Consider the following 17,998-nt stretch of genomic DNA (forward strand, 5'->3'; position numbering starts at 1 on the left):
ACACCGGGCGTGACGAAGGGGCCCTTAATCGCACCGGGCGCAACGAAGGGGTCCTTCATCCCACCGGGCGCTACCGGCGGCCGACCCGCCGTGCGCCTCCGGGGACGTGCACGGCGCACCGGGAAAGGTGGTGACCGTCACCGCGGCTTGCGTACTGATCGACATGGCGGGATGGTGTCAGCGCGAACGCCGCCCACGCTCGGCATTTACCCACGCCAGCCCAACCGCGCCGGGCAGATACGCGCGGGCTACGATCGCCCGTGAATCACGGTAAGGCGTGGTTGCAGACTCGCAGGAGGCATGGAGTGACGGCAGTAGCCCCGAAGCCGATCGCAACGCGGCCGTACCCGGCGCGTCCGGCAGCCAAGGGTTCTTACCTGCTGCAGCTGTTCCGGGAGACCGATCCGAAGAAGATCGGCGTGATGTACCTGGTCACGGCGTTCGCGTTCTTCATGATCGGCGGCGCGATGGCCATGCTCATCCGCTCCGAGCTGGCGTTCCCCGGGCAGCAGTTCCTCTCGCAGGAGCAGTACAACCAGCTGTTCACCATGCACGGCACGATCATGCTGCTGCTGTACGCGACGCCGATCCTCTTCGGCTTCGCGAACTTCGTGCTGCCGATCCAGATCGGCGCGCCAGACGTCGCGTTCCCGCGCCTGAACGCCTTCTCGTACTGGCTGTTCCTGTTCGGCGGCATCATCGTGATCTCCGGCTTCCTGACGCCGGGTGGCGCCGCCGACTTCGGCTGGTTCGCCTACACCCCGCTGTCGGACAAGATCCACTCGCCCGGTGTGGGCGGTGACCTGTGGATCGTCGGACTGATCCTGTCCGGTCTCGGCACCATCCTCGGTGGCGTGAACATGCTGACCACCGTGGTCTGCCTGCGTGCGCCGGGCATGACGATGTTCCGGATGCCGATCTTCGTGTGGAACATCTTCATCACGTCGATCCTGATCCTGATCGCGTTCCCGATCCTGACCGCGGCGCTGTTCGGCCTGCTGGCGGACCGCCAGCTCGGTGCGCACGTGTTCGACCCGGCCAACGGCGGCGTGATCCTCTGGCAGCACCTCTTCTGGTTCTTCGGCCACCCAGAGGTGTACATCGTGGCGCTGCCGTTCTTCGGCATCGTCTCCGAGATCTTCCCGGTGTTCAGCCGCAAGCCGCTGTTCGGCTATCGCGGCCTGGTCTACGCGACCCTGGGCATCGCGGCCCTGTCCGTGGCGGTGTGGGCGCACCACATGTACGCCACCGGCGCCGTGCTGCTGCCGTTCTTCGCGTTCATGACGTTCCTCATCGCGGTCCCGACCGGGGTGAAGTTCTTCAACTGGATCGGCACCATGTGGAAGGGACAGCTGACCTTCGAGACACCGATGCTGTTCAGCGTCGGCTTCCTGGTCACGTTCCTCTTCGGTGGTCTCACCGGCATCCTGCTGGCCGCGCCCGCCATCGACTTCCACGTGTCCGACACCTACTTCGTGGTCGCACACTTCCACTACGTGCTGTACGGCACGATCGCGTTCGCGACCTTCGCGGGCATCTACTTCTGGTTCCCGAAGATCACCGGCCGCTACCTCGACGAGGGCCTCGGCAAGCTGCACTTCTGGACCACGTTCCTCGGCTTCCACGGCACGTTCCTCGTGCAGCACTGGCTGGGCAACGAGGGCATGCCGCGCCGGTACGCCGACTACCTGGCCAGCGACGGCTTCACCACGCTGAACACGATCTCCACGATCGGCGCGTACATCCTCGGTGCCTCGACGCTGCCGTTCATCTGGAACGTGTTCAAGAGCTACCGGTACGGCGAGATGACCACGGCCGACGACCCGTGGGGCTACGGCAACTCGCTCGAGTGGGCCACGACCACCCCGCCGCCGAGGCACAACTTCAAGGAGCTGCCGCGGATCCGGTCCGAGCGGCCCGCGTTCGACCTGCACTACCCGCACGCCATCGAGGACGCCCACCGCGACAAGTACGTGGGTGCCTTCAGCGGCAAGCACAAGGCCGCGTTGCCGGACGCCCCGTCGGAGAAGCTCTCCCACGCGATGGAGGACGAGCCGTCCGACAAGCCTGACAAGCCCGTCGACAGCGACTGACGCCCGGTGACCCAGCCACCCACGAGCACGCCGGTCCTGATCACCGTGACGGGACCGGACAAGCCGGGGGTTTCCTCGGTGCTGTTCGCGGTGCTCACGCGCCACGGTGTCGAGATCCTGGACGTCGAGCAGGTCACGATCCGCGGTCAGCTGGTCCTCGGGGTGCTGGTCGGTACCGACCACGACCCGGAGGGCCTGCAGGAAGCGGTCGAGCAGGCCATGGCGACCGTGACGATGCACGTCACCGTCGAGGTCGGCGCCCAGGCGCAGTCCTCGGCCCGGCTCGGCTCCAGCCACGTGCTGGTGGTGCTGGGCCGCCCGATGCCGGCGCGGGCGTTCGCCGAGGTCGCGCGCAGGCTCGCCGCGCTGGACGCGAACATCGACGCCATCCGCCGCGTCGCCGACTACCCGGTCACCGGCCTCGAGCTGCGGGTGTCGGTCGCGCAGGACACGCGGGACGCGGACGCCGAGCTGCGGTCCGCGCTCGCGGACGTGGCCTCCCGCGTCGGCCTGGACATCGCGGTCGAACGCGAGGGCCTGACCCGCCGCGCGAAGCGGCTCGTGGTGTTCGACGTCGACTCGACCCTGATCCAGGGCGAGGTCATCGAGATGCTCGCGGCGCACGCGGGCTGCGAGGACCAGGTCCGCGAGGTCACCGAGGCCGCGATGCGCGGCGAGCTGGACTTCGCGCAGTCCCTGGAACGGCGCGTCGCGTGCCTGGCAGGGCTGCCGGAGTCGGTGCTCGACGAGGTCGCGGACTCCCTGCAGCTGATGCCGGGCGCCCGCACCACGGTCCGCACGCTCAAGCGCCTCGGTTTCCGCTGCGGCGTGGTGTCCGGCGGGTTCACCCGGATCATCGAACGCCTCGCCGACGACCTGGGCCTGGACTTCCACGTCGCCAACCACCTGGAGATCGCCGACGGCAAGCTCACCGGCCGGGTCGTCGGCGACATCGTCGACCGGGCTGGCAAAGCGGCCGCGCTGCGCAAGTTCGCCGCCGAGTTCGACGTGCCGCTCGCCCAGTGCGTGGCGATCGGCGACGGCGCCAACGACATCGACATGCTGTCCACCGCGGGCCTCGGCGTGGCGTTCAACGCGAAGCCCGCGCTCCGCGAGGTCGCCGACACGGCGCTGTCACACCCGTACCTGGACGTGGTGCTGTTCGTGCTGGGCGTGACCCGTGCCGAGGTCGAGGCCGCCGACGCGGCCGACGGCCTGCCCCTGCCCAGGCTATGACCGGCGCGGTTCTCGATCCGCTGGCCGCGCGGTACGCGGAGTGGCTGGGCATGCCCGCGGCCGCCACCAGGGAAGCGATCGACGACGACCCCACCGAGGTCCGCGCCATGCCGGTGGTGCTGCGCATCGAACGCGCGGAGCCCCCGTCCCGCACCCCGCTACTGGAGGCAGCGGCCGCCGCCGCGGTGGCGGTGTGCCTGGACCCCCGAGCCGACGACGAGTGGCACGAGCCGCTGGTGTCGTGGATCGACCTCGCCATCCGCAAGGTCGCCCGCCGGGCCCGCGGCGCGCACTGGGAAGCGGTCCAGGCCCTCCCCGGCGTGACGATCGAGGTCGACGGCGCACAGGTGAGGGCGCTGGTGCCGGGCAAGGTCGTGGAGATGCCGAAGGAGGTCACGCGCCTGCAGATCTCGGGCAGCGAACTCCCTGTGGACGAACCGGGCCCGGTCCCTGACGACGTCCCGGTCCTGTGGCTGAACCCCACGGTGCCGATGACCGCGGGCAAGGCGGCGGCCCAGGTGGGCCACGCGTCGATGCTGCTGGCAGCGGCCCTGCGCGCGGACGGCCAGGAGTCCTACTTCGACGACTGGAAAGACTTCCGCTGCGCGGTCCGCACCCCTTCCCGACAGGGGTGGGCGGCCCTCCACCCGGGTGACGACCCCCTGAACGCGTGGCGCCACCGCCACGTGGTGGCGGTCCGGGACGCGGGCTTCACGGAAGTAGACCCGGGCACGGTCACCGTGCTGGCCCAGCTGCCCTGACGAACGAACCGCCCGTCGTCAGTGGACGCCGCCGAGGTGGCCGCCGTCGACGCGGATGGTGGCGCCGCTGACGCAGTCGGCGAGTGGGCAGGCAAGGCAGGCCACCGCGGCCTGCCCTGAAGCTGTTGTATGCCGCCATAATTCAGAGGTGCGTGTCGACATCGCCCAGATCACCCCGTCCACGCCCCCGACGGCCATCGCCCACCACTCCGACGACGTTCTGGTGTCGGTGGTGCTCGACCGGCGGCAGGAGTGGTGGCGGCGCAGGATCTGCGCACTAGCCCTGTCCGGCCGGGTCCCGGCGGGGTACGTGCCCGCCCTGCTCGACGTCGTGCGTGACAGTCGGGTCACCACCGAGATCCGGGTCGCGCTGCTGGAGATCCTCCCGCTGTCGGACGAGTTGCTGACCTGGTTGCGCACCGCCGCCGACGACGCGCTCGCCCTCGCCATCATCCGCACGCGGGCTCGCTTCGGCGACACCACCGTGGTCCCGGACCTGGTGCGGCTGATGGAAAGCGAGTGGCATCACCGCCGCATGGTCGCCGAGCAGGGCATCGACATGCTGGGAGAGCGGGCGGTGCTCGACGCGCTGGGTTTCGACTCGGCCCTGTCCCTCATGCTGTTCGGCGACACCCCCGCCACCCGGGTGCTCGGCGTGCGCTGGGCCGACCCCGACATCACGCAGGCCCTCGCCGACGAGGAGCGGATGGTGGCCCGCGAGGCCTACGACCGGCTGGCGGACGTGTCCGACAACCACGGTGAACTGTTCCGCATGGTCGTCGACCGCGCGCCAGGTCACCTCTGGGCGCTGGCGGTCCTCGCGGCGCGCGGCGAACCGATCGACGACCAGTGGGCGGCTCTCGGCAGGCCGAGGGTGGACGTGCCAGGCCTGCCGGCGGACGTACGCGCGGCGATCGTCCGCCAGTACGTCCCCGGCACCCGCGAGACCGATCCGCGGTGGATGTTGGAAGCGGCGTGCCTCCCGGCCCCGGAGCCGGAGGACGTGCTGACGGAGGCACTGGCCGCGCTGGCCCCCTTCACACCGGCGACTCCCGTGACGGCGGGCGACCACCACCAGCAGGGCGAGGGCACCTACCACGTGGTCGACACCGCCGCGGGCCGTGTCATGGTGAGCACGCTGGGCCGGTTCTACTGGGCCGACAACATCCCGGACCTGCCGGGTTTCCGCCGCATCGACGACACCCTGGGCGCGATCGTGGTCACCGGGCTGCCCGTGTACTTCTTCGGTCACCGCGAGCCGCTGACCGTCCACGACCTGGTGTTCTACTGGCAGGACTGACCTGTTCGCAGCAGGCCCTACCGCACGGCTTGCTTCACCAGATCCGCGATGCGGGCCTCGACCTCGGGCGTGATCTCGGTCAGGGCGAAGCTCGTCGCCCACATCTCGCCGTCGTCCAGTTTCGCTTCCTCCTCGAAGCCGAACGTGGCGTAGCGGGTCTTGAACTTCGCCGCGGGCTGGAAGAAGCAGACGTTCTTGCCGTCCAGCTGGTACGCGGGCATGCCGTACCAGAGCTTCGGCGCCAGCACCGGGGCCGTGGTCGTGACGATCTCGTGGACGCGTTCGGCCATGGCACGGTCGGCGCCGGTCATCTCGGCGATCTTCGCGAGCAGGTCCCGCTCCGCCGCGGCCGCCTTGTCCGCCTTCGAGCCGCGGCGCGACTCCTTCTTCATCTGCTGGGCGTGCTCTTTCATCGCGGCCCGCTCTTCGGCCGAGAAGCCCTCGTACGTGTTGGTCATGGCGATCACCTTTCCGGGGTGGTTGAGGCACATCAGGATTCCGCCGAGACCGAGCTGGTCTCCCAGGCGAAGCCGTCGGGGTCGGTGAGCTGCTCGGGTGCGCCGCCGAGCGCGATGCGGTGCGATCCGCTGCCGTCGGGGGCGACACCGGCGTCCTTGGCGAGCGCGCGGCGCCGGTACAGCCCCAGCTTGACCGCACCCGGCGCACTGTCGAACTCGATGTACATGTTGCGGAAGCTCTTCGCCACGGTGAGGCCGTGGTCGAGGTAGAACTGCTTGCTCGCGGCCACGTCGGCGGCGCCCAGCAGCAGCACGATGTCGTCGTATCTCGGCGCGGCCGGGCCAGTGTTCTTCTTGTTCGGGGTCGCGACCTTCCAGATCGTCCCGTCGGGGGCCTGGAACACGCCGCCGTAGCCCCAGAAGGACTTCTTGGCCGGCTTGAGCACGGTCGCCCCGGCGTCGACGGCGGCCTCGAACAGGGCGTCACCGTCGGCGGGCTGCGCCACGATGAGCGACAGGCTGAAGCCGCGGAAGCCGTCGGTCGGTTCCTGCGAGGCCCGCACGCGCACCCGGTGGTCGGACCCGAGGACGGCGGCGTAGAAGGTTTCTGCGGCCGCGATGTCGGCCACTTCGAGGGTGATGGTGTCGATCGATGTCATGCCCAGAACGCTATGGCGGTGCGGTGACCTGCGCTTCTCGATTCCTGACCGGTATTCCTCAGCAGGTGTCGGGCCCGTTGACGCGGATCGCGACCAGCGAGTCGAGCAGGCGCGTGGGCAGCCGGTTGATCAGGTAGTGCGGCGGCAGCCGTTCCAGCCACGCGAGGAAGTGCCCGGACACGGCGTAGAGGTGCAACGTGAAGTGCCGGACGTCGGTCTTCTCGCCGAGCACCACGTCCTCGGCGACCCAGCCCGCGTCGTCGAAGCGCAGCTCCGCCGCGAAGTACATGGTGGTCGCGTCGGGCGGCTGGACGAACAGGGCCGCGTGCCCCTCAGCGGGACGCGGGCCGGTACCGACGTAGTCGGCACAGTGCGGGACGGTGCTGACGGGGTCGAAGGAGACCTGGGTGGAGCGGGCCACCGGGGTGGGGTGGCCGGGGACCGAGCAGGCGGCCAGCAGCACGACCGCGAGCAGGAGAGTTCTGGTCAGGACCACTCAAGCAGGGCACGCCACGCGGCGGCGGGGACGACGAGCGTGGGCCCGTCGGTGTTTTTGGAGTCCCGCACGGCGGTCGCCTCATCGAGGAGCGCGACCTCGACGCAGCTGTCGTTGCCGCCGCCTTCGCCGCCGCTGAAGCTGCTCTTACGCCACTTCACAGTGTTCGCCTCTTCTCAGCTCGACCACAGTTCGTCGGCAACCCGATCGATCAGCGCGACCGACTCGTCGGGGTCCAACGCCATCGCCCGGAGGCGGGCAAACCGTAGTCTAGCTGGCTCGACGAACTCGGATTTGTCCTGACGTTCGTCGCCGAGGGCATGCATCGCATGGCACATACTGGGATGGCCGGGCTGTGGGAAGTCGAGGACGTTGAAACCGCCATAGGCCGCTTCGGACGAGAAGGCCGACGCGGGAAGCACGCGCAGGGTCACCGTCGGCAGTTCGTTGATCAGCGCGAGGTGGCCGAGTTGGGCTCGCATGACGGCCGGGCGGCCCACGGGGTTGCGCAGGGCGAACTCGTGCACGACCGCTTCCAGGACGAGCGGGTGTTCCTCGTCGGTGAGCCGTTCCTGGCGCGTCAGGCGGACTTCGAGCTGGTTGGCGATCCAGTCCTCGGTCCGCTGCCTGCTGCCCGAGGTGAAGACGGCCCGGGCGTATTCGGCTGTCTGCAGGAGGCCCGGCACCAGGGTGACTTCGTAGACGCTGATCCGGGTCGCGGCGGTCTCGAGCGCGATGAAGTCCTTGTCCGAGATGCCGTACTGCTTCCACCAGCCCGGGGCTCTGGCCTGGCGGATCATGTCGAGGACGTCGTCCATGCGCTGGTCGTAGACGTCCATCATCGACTTGAGCAGGTGGACGTTCACCCTGCCGATGCCGTTCTCGAAGCGGCTCAGCGCGCTCCTCGTGATCTCCAGGCGCGCCGCCGCCTCGACGACTGTCAGCCCGGTGTGCTGCCTGGCCAGGCGGATGCGCCGGCCGACCTCCTGGCGCAGCACGACCGGGCTGATGTGTGTGGCCACAAGACCAGGGTCCACGCGCACGCCCGCGCGTGGGATCTCACCACCCGATCGAGCTACTTCTTCCGTTGCCACACGACGAAAAGGCCGTCCTCGACCGTCGTCATGGCTTCGATGAAGGCGTCGTTGTCGAAGTCCGGCAGTGATTGCAGACGGCTCATCAGGTCGTCGGCCGACGGGTGGCCCGCCGGGACGGCGCATCCGCCGCCGCCTTCGGCGACCAGCAGGAAGAACACGTCTTCCTTCCACGGGCCTTCCGGGGTGGTCCTGATCGCGACCTCCGACAGCTTCGCCCAGGTCACCGACTCCTCGGTGCCGTCGGCGAGTTGCCGGCGGACGCCATCCTCGTCGACCGTGATGCCGGTGTCAGCAGTGGACACGCATTCTCCTTTGATCAGTCCGCCGAGGTGTCGAGGCGGCCGAGCGCCGCCCTGACCACTTCGGGGTCGCTCGTCGTCCAGTAGCTCGGCAGCGACGAGCGGAGGAAACCGCCATAGCGCGCGGTAGCCAGGCGTGGGTCGAGGATCGCGATCACGCCGCGGTCGTCGGTGCTGCGCAGCAGGCGGCCGGTGCCCTGCGCGAGCAGCAGCGCGGCGTGGGTGGCCGCGACCGACAGAAAACCGTTGCCGCCACGGGCTTCCACGGCCCGCTGCCGTGCCGAGGCCAGCGGGTCGTCCGGCCGGGGGAACGGGATGCGGTCGACGATCACGAGTTGCAGCGACGGGCCGGGCACGTCGACGCCCTGCCACAGCGACAGCGTGCCGAACAGGCAGGTGGCCTCGTCCTCGGCGAACTTGCGCACCAGCAGCGCCGTCGAGTCCTCGCCCTGGCACAGGATCTCCAGGCTCGTCCGCTTCCGCAGCTCCTCCGTGGCCTGCTTGGCCGCGCGCATCGACGAGAACAGGCCCAGGGTGCGGCCGCCCGCCGACTCCATCAGTTCCTTGATCTCGTCCAGGTACGCGGGCGGCAGCCCGTCGCGGCCCGGCGGCGGCAGGTGCTTCGCCAGGTACAGGATGCCCTTGCGGGCGTGGTCGAACGGCGACCCGACGTCCAGCGACGTCCACTTGGGACCCTCGATGGACTTCTCCGTCGCCGCACCCGGCAGCTGCTCGCTCGGGCCGTTCTCGGGCGGCAGGCCCCACGACCGCGCCATGGAGTCGAAGTTGCCGCCCAGCGTCAGGGTCGCGGACGTGAGCACGGTCGTGGTCTGGCCGAACAGCCGCTCCCGCAACAACCCGGACACGGCCAGCGGCGCCACCTTGATGGTCGGCGGCCGAGGCGGGCCCATGCCGCTGTCGCCGGTGCGCCACACGACGTCGCGGCGCTGTGACACGTCGCCGTCCCACGCGTCGAGCAGCCGCACCGCGGTGTCGTGCACTTCCTCCAGTTGCGACAGTGCGAGCTTGCGCGCCGTCTGCACGTCGACGTCGCCGGACTTCTCCGAGCCCAGCCCGGTGATGCACGCGTGCGCGGCGTCGCGCAGCGCGGTCAGCGTGCCGGACAGCGGCTTCGGCATCTCGTCCAGCCGCCCGACCGGCAGGTCGTCCATGATGAGCGCGAGCCCGTCACCGGCCTCCAGCAGCCGGTCGGCGATCTCCTGGTCGACGATCCGCGCCGCGCGGCGGGCCGCCGCGGTGACGACACCGGAGGTCAGCTCCGCGGTGGCGACGGAGGTGACGCGGTCGACGAGGTCGTGCGCCTCGTCCACGATCACCAGGTCGTGCTCGGGCAACACCTGGTAGCCCTGCAGCGCGTCGATGGCCAGCAGCGCGTGGTTGGTGACGATCAGGTCCGCGCGCCCGGCCTCCTCGCGGGCCTTCTCGGCGAAGCAGTCCGCGCCCATGGGGCAGCGGGACTTGCCGAGGCATTCCCGCGCCGACACCGCCACCTGCCGCCAGGCCTGTTCGGACACGCCGGGCACCAGCTCGTCGCGGTCGCCGGTCTCGGTGTCCGACACCCACTCCCGCAGCCGCGTGACCTCCCGGCCGATCCGCGACACCGCGAACGGGTCGAACAGGACGGCGTCGTCGGGCTCGTCCTCCATGCCGCTGTCGAGCTTGTTGAGGCACAGGTAGTTGCGGCGGCCCTTGAGGATCGCGAACGTCGGCTTGCGGCCCAGCTCCTTGGCCAGCGCCTTCTCCAGGCGGGGCAGGTCGCGGTCGATGAGCTGGCGCTGCAGCGCGATGGTCGCGGTCGAGACCACGACCGTCCCCTCGGTCGCCACCGCGTGCCGCAGGGCCGGGACCAGGTACGCCAGCGACTTGCCCGTGCCGGTGCCCGCCTGCACGGCGAGGTGGTCGCCGGTGCGGATCGAACGACCGACGGCCTCAGCCATGGCAACCTGACCAGGGCGTTCGCTGCCGCCGACCGCGCCGACCGCGGTCGCGAGCAGCTCGTTCACTCCAGGTAGGTGGGTGGTAGACGGCACAGGCAGACGGTACCTCCGACCCCCGACAGTCCCGTGCAGCCACCCGGTTACCACGACCGGGTTGTCTGTGTGCACTGGCGAGTGGCTGCTCTGGCCCGCGGAGTCGGTGGCGGGTCTCCTCTGTGCCATGAGACTTCGCAGCACACTCACCGCGGCGTTCCTGACCGTCGCGGGACTCGGAATCGTGGTGGCACCGGCCCAGGCGTCCCCCGGCGACGCGGTCGCGGAGGCGTCGGCGGGCGCGCTCACCATCGGTGCGACCACCGTCGAACCGATCGCCGCGTGCAGCACAGAGGGTGAACCCTCCGGCCAGTCGGGTGAGGTCGTCGTGCCGAACGTGGCCACCTACTCCTCCGGCGAGTCGACCTGCACCATCGACGAGGCGGGCGAGATCGCGAAGACGACCGTGACCGGCGGCCGGTTCCGCTTCGACGCGCTGCGGCAGTACGGCGGCCCCAGGATCCGGCTGACCAGCTACACCGCGAAGTGCGAGACGACGCTGGCCGGCAGCAGCTCGTCGGTCCAGTTCTCCGGCCTGACCGGCGTGACGGTGCCGTCGCCGCTGCCGTCGAACTACGTCGTGACCATCCCGGGCGGCCCGGACGGCAAGCCGATGGCGACGGTGACGTTCAACGAGGCGCTGTTCCCGTCGCCCGCCGACGGCAGCATGACCGTGCACCTCATGCACATCCGCATGTTCCCGCGGGGCGGGCCGGCATCCGGGGACGCGTACGTCGGCACAGTGCGCTGCGCGCCCGTGTCCTGAGGTTCGTGGCGGCGCCGGTGACCTACCGGCGCCGCTTGATCTTGATGAGGTTCATGTCGGTGGCGGACGCCTTCAGGTCCCGGAAGTCCACCCCGAGGTCCGCCACCGCCCGCGCGGCGAGCGTCTTCCCCCGGTCGCACACGGCCTTCTCCTCCTTGTCGTTCAGCTCGACGCGGAACGAGAAGAAGTCGAGCGCATGGTCGTAGGCCAGCGACCCGGTCCCGCTGAACCCGGCGGTGAGCACGTCGTGCTCCCCGGCCGCCGCGCGTAGTCGCGTCCGGCCGTCGTCGTCCAGGTCGGTGAACCGGCCGCGTACCAGCACGCGGTAGGTGTGCTCCTCGGTCATGCGCTCTCCTTGCGGACGATGAAGACGTACTCGGTGCTGTCCGGGGTGAACGGTTCGCGCGCGAACCCGCCGTACAGCGCTTCCAGTGGCAGGCCCGCGACGTCGATCAGGCCGAGCCATTCGTTCTTGGTCGCCCACCAGAGGGTGCTGGTGGTCCCGTCGTCCCGGACGATGTCGATCCGGTTCTCGCCGACGGAGTACCGCATGGTGTGCGGCGCGGGTTCGGTCTGGCGGACCCCGTCGAGCCGCACGGCGACGTGGTGGTCGAACGCGAAGGCGTTCCACGCGAACCGTCCGCCGGGTTTGAGTGCGGCGGCCACGTTCTCGAAGACCCGGCGCCGGTCGGCCCACGTCGGTACGTGCAGCAGCGCGCGGAACGGGCAGTAGATCAGAGCCGCGGGTTCGTCGAGGGTGAAGTCACGCATGTCGGCGTGGCGCAGGTCGAGCAGCGGGTCGTTCGCCTTGGCGAGCATCGCGGGCGACGAGTCGATCCCGATCACCTTCCGCTCGATCGCCCGCGCGACGGGTGTCGCGACCCGTCCCGTCCCGACGGCCAGCTCGACGACGGGTCCGTCGGCCTCGCGGGCGAGGTCCACGTAGAAGGGGATGTCCTCGGTCAGGTGCGCGGCCCACTCGTCGTACCGGTCCGCGAGTGCTTCGTCCCAGCTCACCCGGGCAGGCTCCCACCCGTGGGCCGGTGGCGGCCACTCAATTGCCACGCCAGGGGATCGTGTCGGCGAGGGTGGGATCGGTGAACGCGAGCACCGACTCGTCCAAGCGGCAGAAGTACAGGTTGTCGCCCCAGTCCTCGTACGCCTCGCCCGCGAGGAGCAGGAGCGGCCGCGCTCCGATCCGGAGGGAGACCTCGGCCAGGACGCCGCGCTCGCGGCGCACGGTCACGTCGTCGATCCGGCCGGTCGGCAGCTCGGGCAGGTGCCGCTCGCGGAAGATCCCGTCCGAACCCCCGGGACCGAGCGGTTGGGTCCACAGGCCCCACGCGTCGTCGTCCTGGTAGGTGACGACCGAGAGCACCTCGCCGTCCAGTGTCGCGTGGAGGCTGGACAACTGGAGGAACGGCGCGCGGGGGTCGTCGAACCGGGGCGGGTCCTCGAAGAACGCCATCTCCACGCCGGTCCACGCGCGCACGGTCCGGCCGCGCAGAGCGGTGAACTCCCGCTCGCGCTCGCTCAGCCACTCCTCGCCCACCACGGCGCGAGTATCGCGGCGTACCGGGGCGTCCGGCGAACGGTTTGCACCACGACCGCCACGAGCGTGCCCAGGGCTGCCAGTGCCATGTCCTTGTGCGGGTCCCACAGGTCGCCCTGCTGACCGTTGTACGACTCGGCCATGCCCGGTGCCATCACCGCGGCCACGCCCCACTCGAACAGTGCGCCGGTCCAGTCGTCGTACGCACCGACGAGTACAGCCAGCGCGCCGCGATCGTGTGCAGCGTCAGGAAGACCAGCGCACACACCCACACCCGCGGCGGCAGCCCCACGCGGCGGTGCACCACCGTCAGCGACGTGTGCAACGCCTGCTCGACCGGCCACGGCCCGGTGGGGTGTGCCCTCCGGGAGCTCCTCGCCGGAGGGGCAGGTCTCTGGGATGGCAGGGAGCCCCTCGGTGGCGGGCTTCGGCCCTGTGCTCGGTTGGCCTTCGTGCCGTGAAAGGCGCTTTCAGGACGTGGCCCGATGTCATGAAGGGGCCCTTCGTCACACCGGGCGTTACGAAGGGCCCCTTCATCACGTCGAGCACAACGAAGGGGCCCTTCATCACACCGGGCGTTACGAAGGGGTCCTTCATCACAGTGAGCGCAACGAAGGGGTCCTTCATCGCGCCGGGCGTTACGAAGGGGTCCTTCATCACGCCGAGCACAACGAAGGGGGCTTTCGTGGCATCGCTGCTGTCTCGACAGCGTCTTTCAGGGCAGGTCAGCCGACGTGTGGCGTGCCGGTCAGCGTCACGCCCGCTTCGCCTAGCCGAGCGAGTGCGGACTCCACAGTGGACGCCGCCACCCCGGCCGTCAGGTCCAGCAGCACCCGCGTCCGGAACCCGGCGGCGGCGGCGTCCAGGGCCGTTGCCCGCACGCAGTGGTCCGTCGCGATGCCGACCACGTCCACATCGGACACGTCGTGTGCGCGCAGCCAGTCGGCGAGCGTCGTCCCGTCCGGTGTGGCGCCCTCGAAGCCCGAGTACGCCGCCGCGTGGGCGCCCTTGGAGAACACCGCCTGGATCCCGGCGACGTCCAGTGCCGGGTGGAACGACGCGCCCGGCGTACCGGCCCGGCAGTGCACGGGCCAGGTGTCCACGAAGTCCGGCTCGTCGGAGAAGTGCCCGCCGGGGTCGATGTGGTAGTCCCTGGTCGCCACGACCTGGTCGTAGCCGCCGTACAGACCGGAGATCGCCGCCGCGACCGCCGCGCCGCCCGTCACCGCGAGCGAACCGCCCTCGCAGAAGTCGTTCTGCACGTCGACCACAATGAGTGCTGTCATCACTTCTCCACGTACACGGTCGGGATCGCCGGCTCGCCCTGGGACAGCTTGAGCCCCTCCCACGGGAGGCTCACCAGTCCGTCCCGGACGCGTTGCCTGCTCTCCTCAAGACTGGGCAGCTCACCGGCCGGTTGTCCACCCCGGAGCAGCGGCACCTGCAGCTGCCGGTCGTGCGGCTCCTCCTCGACGGCCGCGCCGACCACGTACACGACCTCCTCGAGCGCCGTCCCGGTCGGCTTGTGCCGCCGCAGCGCCGCCTTGCGCCCGGCCTTGGACTCCTTGTGCGAGCTGCGTTTCGCCACCGGCCGCCCGTCGACCTCGACCAGCTTGTAGACCATCCCGGCCGTCGGCGAGCCCGAGCCCGTCACCAGGGAGGTGCCCACGCCGTACGCGTCCACCGGCTCCGCGCGCAGCGCCGCGATCGCGTACTCGTCCAGGTCGCCGGACACCACGATCCGGGTGTTGCGCGCACCCAGCGAGTCCAGCTGCTGGCGGGCCTGCCGCGCCAGCACACCCACGTCACCGGAGTCGATGCGGATCGCGCCGAGGCCAGTGCCCGCCACCTCGATGGCCGTCTCGATGCCCTGGGTGATGTCGTACGTGTCGACCAGCAGCGTCGTGTCCGTGCCGAGCGCCTCGACCTGCGCGGTGAACGCGGCGTGCTCGCTGTCGTGCAGCAGCGTGAACGCGTGCGCGCACGTGCCCGCGGTCGGGATCCCGTACCGGCGCTTCGCCTCCAGGTTGGACGTCGTCGCGAAGCCGGCCAGGTACGCGGCCCGCGCCGAGGCGACCGCCGCCTCCTCGTGCGTGCGCCGCCCGCCCATCTCGATGATCGGCCGCCCGTTCGCGGCGCTCACCATCCGCGCACCGGCCGACACGATCGCGCTGTCGTGGTTGAGGATCGACAGCACCAGCGTCTCCAGCACGACCCCCTCGGCGAACGTGCCACGCACGGTGAACAGCGGCGAGCCGGGGAAGTACAGCTCGCCCTCCGCGTAGCCGTCGACGTCGCCGGTGAACCGGTAGTCCGCGAGCCAGTCCAGTGTGGCCTGGTCGAGGACGCCGGACAGCTGCGCCAGCTCGGCCTCGCCGAACGTGAACCTGCTGATGGCGTCCATCACGCGCGCGGTGCCGCCGACCACGCCGTAGCGGCGTCCGCTCGGCAGCCTGCGGGCGAAGGTCTCGAACACGCACTCCCGCTCGGCGGTGCCGTCGGCGAGGGCCGCGGCGAGCATCGTCAGCTCATAGTGGTCCGTGAGCAACGCGGTGCTGGTACCGGTCATGAGGCCTGAGCCTAGACATGCCACCATGGATTTATGTCGGTTTCCATGTCGACACCCGTCGAGCGGGTCGAACCGGTAGCGGCGGAGTTCACGGCCGAGGACAAGCCGTGGCAGGCCATCGTGTGGAACGACCCCGTGAACCTCATGTCGTACGTGACGTACGTCTTCCAGAAGCTGTTCGGCTACTCCCGTGAGCAGGCGACGAAACTCATGCTTGACGTGCACCACAAGGGGCGGGCGATCGTGTCCTCCGGTTCCAAGGAGAAGGTGGAGGGCGACGTCGCGAAACTGCACGCGGCCGGCCTCTGGGCGACCATGCAGCACGAGTCGTGATCCCCTGGGAGCGGGTGGGCGACACCGTCACCACCAAGGTCGACCGGCAGGAGTCGGCCGTGTTGCGCACGGTCGTGCAGCAGATCGACGAGATGCTGAAGGACCGGCAGGCCGAGGCGCCCCAGGACGAGCTGGCCGAGCTCACCGGCATCCGCACCGGCCCGACCACCGCGCCGGACGACCCGATCCTGTCCCGGCTGCTCCCGGACTTCCACCGCCTCGACAACGAGGACGCCGACAAGCAGGACCGGGACTCGGCCGCCGCCCTGCGGTCCCTGCACGAGCCGGAGCTGCTGGACCTGAAGACCGGCGTCGCGGGTGTGCTGCTGGACACGTGCCCGCCCGGTGGCGGCGTGGTCGAGCTGTCGCTGGAGCAGGCGGACGCGTGGCTGTCCGCGCTCAACGACGTCCGGCTGGCGCTGGGCACCACCCTCGGCGTGTCCGAGGACATGCCAGACCAGCTGCCCGACGACGACCCGCGCGCCCCGCACCTCGGCATCTACCACTGGCTGACGTGGATGCAGGAGAGCCTGGTCGCCGCGCTGACCGGCGCTGATGGATAACTCGATCACCGACGTCGCCGGGGTGCTCGTCGGTCATCACGAGCGGACCGGGGACGGCTGGGCGACCGGCACCACGGTCGTGCTCCTCCCGGCGGGCACCACCGGGTCGGTGGACGGCCGGGGCGGCGCGCCGGGCACCCGCGAGACCGACCTGCTCGTGCCGGAGAACCTGGTTCAGCAGGTCGACGCCGTGTGCCTGTCCGGCGGGTCCGCGTACGGGCTCGCGGCTGCCGACGGCGTGCTGCGCTGGCTGTCCGAGCGCAACCGCGGCCTGCGGATCGGGCAGGGCGAGCACGAGGTCGTGCCGATCGTGCCGGGCGCGGTGCTGTTCGACCTGCCGAGGAGCGACTGGGGCAACCGGCCTGACGCGTCCTTCGGGTACGCGGCCTGCGAGCACGCCGCCGTGGACTTCGCCGTCGGCACCGTCGGCGCCGGTACCGGCGCGAAGGTCGGGCAGCTCAAGGGCGGCATCGGGACCGCGTCGGCGGAGGTCGACGGGTTCACCGTCGGCGCGCTGGCCGCCGTGAACGCGGCCGGTGACGCGGTCGACCAGCGAACCGGGGTGCCGTACGCCGCCGACCACGAGGTGGCCGGCGAGTTCGGGGTGGTGTGGCCGAACGCGCCGGGCGTGCTCCCGGACGTGGCGCCGACCGACCTGAACACCACGATCGGCGTGGTGGCCGTGGACGCGGACCTCACGAAGACCGAGTGCCGCCGCCTCGCGGTCGCGGCACAGGACGGGCTGGCCCGCGCGGTGCGCCCCGCGCACACGATGTTCGACGGGGACACCGTGTTCGCCGTCGCGACCAGGGCCCGCTCGCTGGGGACGTTCGAGGGCCCCTTCGGCCCGGTGGGACGGGCGGCCGCGCTGGACCGCCTGTGCACGGCCGCGGCGGAGGTGTTCGCCCGGGCCATGGTGCACGGCGTGCTGGCCGCGACGTCGCTCGCCGGACTGCCCGCGTACCGCGACGTGTGGCCGGTCTCATCAAGTGGGAGCCCGGGTTCCGGCCAGTAAGATTGGCCGCGTGCTTCGGATACGCCGTGACCTGGTCGACGCCATCGTCGCGCACGCCCGCCGGGACCACCCGGACGAGGCGTGCGGCGTCATCGCCGGACCCGAGGGTGCGGACCGGCCGGAGCGTTTCATCCCCATGCTCAACGCGGCGCGGTCGCCGACGTTCTACGAGTTCGACTCGGCCGACCTGCTGAAGCTGTACCGGGAGATGGACGCGAACGACGAGGTGCCGGTGGTGATCTACCACTCGCACACCGCGACCGAGGCGTACCCGTCGCGGACCGACGTGTCGTACGCGTCCGAGCCCGAAGCCCACTACGTGCTGGTCTCCACCCGCGACGAGACCGACGAGTTCCGCTCGTACCGGATCGTCGATGGCGAGATCACCGAGGAGCCGGTCGAGGTCGTCACGGAATACCCGTCGGCCACAGAGGCGTTTTCCGAGTAAGTCCCCCTTTTGCTAGCGGAGGTTTCACATGGCGGTCACCGTCTCCATCCCGACCATCCTGCGCACCCACACCGGTGGTGAGAAGACGGTCGAGGCGAACGGCAGCACCGTGGCAGAGGTGATCGACAACCTCGACTCCAACCACGGCGGCATCAAGGGCCGCCTGGTCAAGGAGGGCACGCTGCACCGCTTCGTGAACATCTACGTCAACGACGAGGACGTGCGCTTCTCCGGCGGCCTCGAGGCGTCGGTGGCCGACGGTGACAACGTCACCATCCTGCCCGCGGTAGCCGGCGGCTGAC

General features: G+C 70.3%; 23 protein-coding genes. 10 read left to right on the forward strand and 13 right to left on the reverse strand.

Annotated elements, in window-relative coordinates; all coding sequences use genetic code 11:
* The first annotated feature begins 305 nt into the window (after positions 1-305).
* From ctaD to FHR82_RS02235, 4 genes are all read left to right on the forward strand, one after another.
* On the forward strand, positions 306-2,093 hold the full coding sequence (ctaD, locus tag FHR82_RS02220) for an aa3-type cytochrome oxidase subunit I (RefSeq protein WP_184808517.1): 1,788 nt from the start codon (positions 306-308) through the stop codon (positions 2,091-2,093).
* Positions 2,094-2,099: 6 nt separating this feature from the next.
* Positions 2,100-3,329, forward strand: a complete 1,230-nt coding sequence (gene serB, locus FHR82_RS02225) for a phosphoserine phosphatase SerB (RefSeq protein ID WP_184808518.1) — start codon at positions 2,100-2,102, stop codon at positions 3,327-3,329.
* Positions 3,326-4,090 carry a peptidyl-tRNA hydrolase gene (locus FHR82_RS02230; protein WP_184808519.1) on the forward strand — a complete coding sequence of 255 codons (765 nt, stop codon included), beginning with the start codon at positions 3,326-3,328 and terminating at the stop codon, positions 4,088-4,090. Before serB ends, FHR82_RS02230 begins: the two co-directional genes overlap by 4 nt.
* A gap of 148 nt (positions 4,091-4,238) precedes the next feature.
* Positions 4,239-5,390 carry a hypothetical protein gene (locus FHR82_RS02235; RefSeq protein WP_184808520.1) on the forward strand — a complete coding sequence of 384 codons (1,152 nt, stop codon included), beginning with the start codon at positions 4,239-4,241 and terminating at the stop codon, positions 5,388-5,390.
* A 17-nt stretch (positions 5,391-5,407) separates the two neighbouring features.
* On the opposite strand, the gene FHR82_RS02240 is transcribed toward FHR82_RS02235, so the two are convergent.
* From FHR82_RS02240 to FHR82_RS02270, 7 genes are read right to left on the reverse strand one after another with little or no spacing between them, the layout of a single operon-like run.
* Positions 5,408-5,848, reverse strand: a complete 441-nt coding sequence (locus FHR82_RS02240; RefSeq protein WP_184808521.1) for an iron chaperone — start codon at positions 5,846-5,848, stop codon at positions 5,408-5,410.
* Between the two features lie 32 nt (positions 5,849-5,880).
* Positions 5,881-6,507 carry a VOC family protein gene (locus tag FHR82_RS02245; RefSeq protein ID WP_184808522.1) on the reverse strand — a complete coding sequence of 209 codons (627 nt, stop codon included), beginning with the start codon at positions 6,505-6,507 and terminating at the stop codon, positions 5,881-5,883.
* A gap of 58 nt (positions 6,508-6,565) precedes the next feature.
* A complete protein-coding gene (locus tag FHR82_RS02250; protein ID WP_184808523.1) occupies positions 6,566-7,003 on the reverse strand; it encodes a hypothetical protein in 438 nt (145 codons plus the stop codon).
* Positions 6,994-7,164 carry a DUF397 domain-containing protein gene (locus FHR82_RS02255; RefSeq protein WP_184808524.1) on the reverse strand — a complete coding sequence of 57 codons (171 nt, stop codon included), beginning with the start codon at positions 7,162-7,164 and terminating at the stop codon, positions 6,994-6,996. The genes FHR82_RS02250 and FHR82_RS02255 overlap by 10 nt, the downstream gene beginning before the upstream one ends.
* 15 nt (positions 7,165-7,179) lie before the next feature.
* Complete coding sequence (locus FHR82_RS02260) at positions 7,180-8,025, reverse strand: helix-turn-helix domain-containing protein (RefSeq protein WP_184808525.1); 846 nt, start codon at positions 8,023-8,025, stop codon at positions 7,180-7,182.
* Positions 8,026-8,078: 53 nt separating this feature from the next.
* Positions 8,079-8,402: a hypothetical protein gene (locus FHR82_RS02265; protein WP_311770831.1), complete on the reverse strand. Its 324-nt coding sequence runs from the start codon at positions 8,400-8,402 to the stop codon at positions 8,079-8,081.
* Between the two features lie 14 nt (positions 8,403-8,416).
* Positions 8,417-10,450 (reverse strand): ATP-dependent DNA helicase, encoded by a 2,034-nt coding sequence (locus FHR82_RS02270; RefSeq protein WP_311770832.1) that lies wholly within the window; start codon positions 10,448-10,450, stop codon positions 8,417-8,419.
* 127 nt (positions 10,451-10,577) lie between these two features.
* Between FHR82_RS02270 and FHR82_RS02275 the strand changes: the two genes are divergently transcribed.
* A complete protein-coding gene (locus FHR82_RS02275) occupies positions 10,578-11,216 on the forward strand; it encodes a hypothetical protein (protein WP_184808527.1) in 639 nt (212 codons plus the stop codon).
* 22 nt (positions 11,217-11,238) lie between these two features.
* Here the strand turns inward: FHR82_RS02275 and FHR82_RS02280 are convergent, their stop codons facing one another.
* From FHR82_RS02280 to FHR82_RS02305, 6 genes are all read right to left on the reverse strand, one after another.
* Positions 11,239-11,562, reverse strand: coding sequence for a DUF6204 family protein (locus FHR82_RS02280; protein ID WP_184808528.1), 324 nt, complete (start codon positions 11,560-11,562; stop codon positions 11,239-11,241).
* On the reverse strand, positions 11,559-12,233 hold the full coding sequence (locus FHR82_RS02285; protein ID WP_221463262.1) for a class I SAM-dependent methyltransferase: 675 nt from the start codon (positions 12,231-12,233) through the stop codon (positions 11,559-11,561). The genes FHR82_RS02280 and FHR82_RS02285 overlap by 4 nt, the downstream gene beginning before the upstream one ends.
* A gap of 37 nt (positions 12,234-12,270) precedes the next feature.
* The gene (locus FHR82_RS02290) at positions 12,271-12,771 is read right to left on the reverse strand and encodes a hypothetical protein (protein WP_184808529.1); all 501 of its coding nucleotides are present in this window, start codon (positions 12,769-12,771) and stop codon (positions 12,271-12,273) included.
* Positions 12,750-13,034, reverse strand: coding sequence for a DUF2238 domain-containing protein (locus FHR82_RS45130; RefSeq protein ID WP_221463263.1), 285 nt, complete (start codon positions 13,032-13,034; stop codon positions 12,750-12,752). The genes FHR82_RS02290 and FHR82_RS45130 overlap by 22 nt, the downstream gene beginning before the upstream one ends.
* Positions 13,035-13,493: 459 nt before the next feature.
* A complete protein-coding gene (locus FHR82_RS02300; RefSeq protein WP_311770833.1) occupies positions 13,494-14,057 on the reverse strand; it encodes an isochorismatase family protein in 564 nt (187 codons plus the stop codon).
* Positions 14,054-15,337 carry a nicotinate phosphoribosyltransferase gene (locus FHR82_RS02305; protein ID WP_184808531.1) on the reverse strand — a complete coding sequence of 428 codons (1,284 nt, stop codon included), beginning with the start codon at positions 15,335-15,337 and terminating at the stop codon, positions 14,054-14,056. The genes FHR82_RS02300 and FHR82_RS02305 overlap by 4 nt, the downstream gene beginning before the upstream one ends.
* A 45-nt stretch (positions 15,338-15,382) precedes the next feature.
* Between FHR82_RS02305 and clpS the strand changes: the two genes are divergently transcribed.
* From clpS to FHR82_RS02330, 5 genes are read left to right on the forward strand one after another with little or no spacing between them, the layout of a single operon-like run.
* Entirely contained in the window at positions 15,383-15,670 is a 288-nt protein-coding gene (gene clpS / locus FHR82_RS02310) for an ATP-dependent Clp protease adapter ClpS (protein ID WP_184808532.1), read from the forward strand.
* Entirely contained in the window at positions 15,667-16,233 is a 567-nt protein-coding gene (locus FHR82_RS02315) for a DUF2017 domain-containing protein (protein ID WP_184808533.1), read from the forward strand. The genes clpS and FHR82_RS02315 overlap by 4 nt, the downstream gene beginning before the upstream one ends.
* Positions 16,226-17,248, forward strand: coding sequence for a P1 family peptidase (locus tag FHR82_RS02320; RefSeq protein ID WP_184808534.1), 1,023 nt, complete (start codon positions 16,226-16,228; stop codon positions 17,246-17,248). The genes FHR82_RS02315 and FHR82_RS02320 overlap by 8 nt, the downstream gene beginning before the upstream one ends.
* A 10-nt stretch (positions 17,249-17,258) precedes the next feature.
* On the forward strand, positions 17,259-17,696 hold the full coding sequence (locus FHR82_RS02325) for a M67 family metallopeptidase (protein WP_446471750.1): 438 nt from the start codon (positions 17,259-17,261) through the stop codon (positions 17,694-17,696).
* Between the two features lie 28 nt (positions 17,697-17,724).
* Positions 17,725-17,997: a MoaD family protein gene (locus FHR82_RS02330; RefSeq protein ID WP_184808535.1), complete on the forward strand. Its 273-nt coding sequence runs from the start codon at positions 17,725-17,727 to the stop codon at positions 17,995-17,997.
* Position 17,998 lies beyond the last annotated feature (1 nt).

Origin of the sequence: Actinophytocola algeriensis (genome assembly GCF_014203735.1) — a bacterium.
GTDB lineage: Bacteria > Actinomycetota > Actinomycetes > Mycobacteriales > Pseudonocardiaceae > Actinophytocola > Actinophytocola algeriensis.

Bases quoted from the DNA above. Each gene is read 5' to 3' on its own strand.
- FHR82_RS02230 (WP_184808519.1), top strand. From the start codon at position 3,326: ATGACCGGCGCGGTTCTCGATCCGCTGGCCGCGCGGTACGCGGAGTGG.
- FHR82_RS02240 (WP_184808521.1), bottom strand. From the start codon at position 5,848: ATGACCAACACGTACGAGGGCTTCTCGGCCGAAGAGCGGGCCGCGATG.
- FHR82_RS02245 (WP_184808522.1), bottom strand. From the start codon at position 6,507: ATGACATCGATCGACACCATCACCCTCGAAGTGGCCGACATCGCGGCC.
- FHR82_RS02275 (WP_184808527.1), top strand. From the start codon at position 10,578: ATGAGACTTCGCAGCACACTCACCGCGGCGTTCCTGACCGTCGCGGGA.
- FHR82_RS02280 (WP_184808528.1), bottom strand. From the start codon at position 11,562: ATGACCGAGGAGCACACCTACCGCGTGCTGGTACGCGGCCGGTTCACC.
- FHR82_RS02305 (WP_184808531.1), bottom strand. From the start codon at position 15,337: ATGACCGGTACCAGCACCGCGTTGCTCACGGACCACTATGAGCTGACG.
- clpS (WP_184808532.1), top strand. From the start codon at position 15,383: ATGTCGACACCCGTCGAGCGGGTCGAACCGGTAGCGGCGGAGTTCACG.
- FHR82_RS02320 (WP_184808534.1), top strand. From the start codon at position 16,226: ATGGATAACTCGATCACCGACGTCGCCGGGGTGCTCGTCGGTCATCAC.
- FHR82_RS02330 (WP_184808535.1), top strand. From the start codon at position 17,725: ATGGCGGTCACCGTCTCCATCCCGACCATCCTGCGCACCCACACCGGT.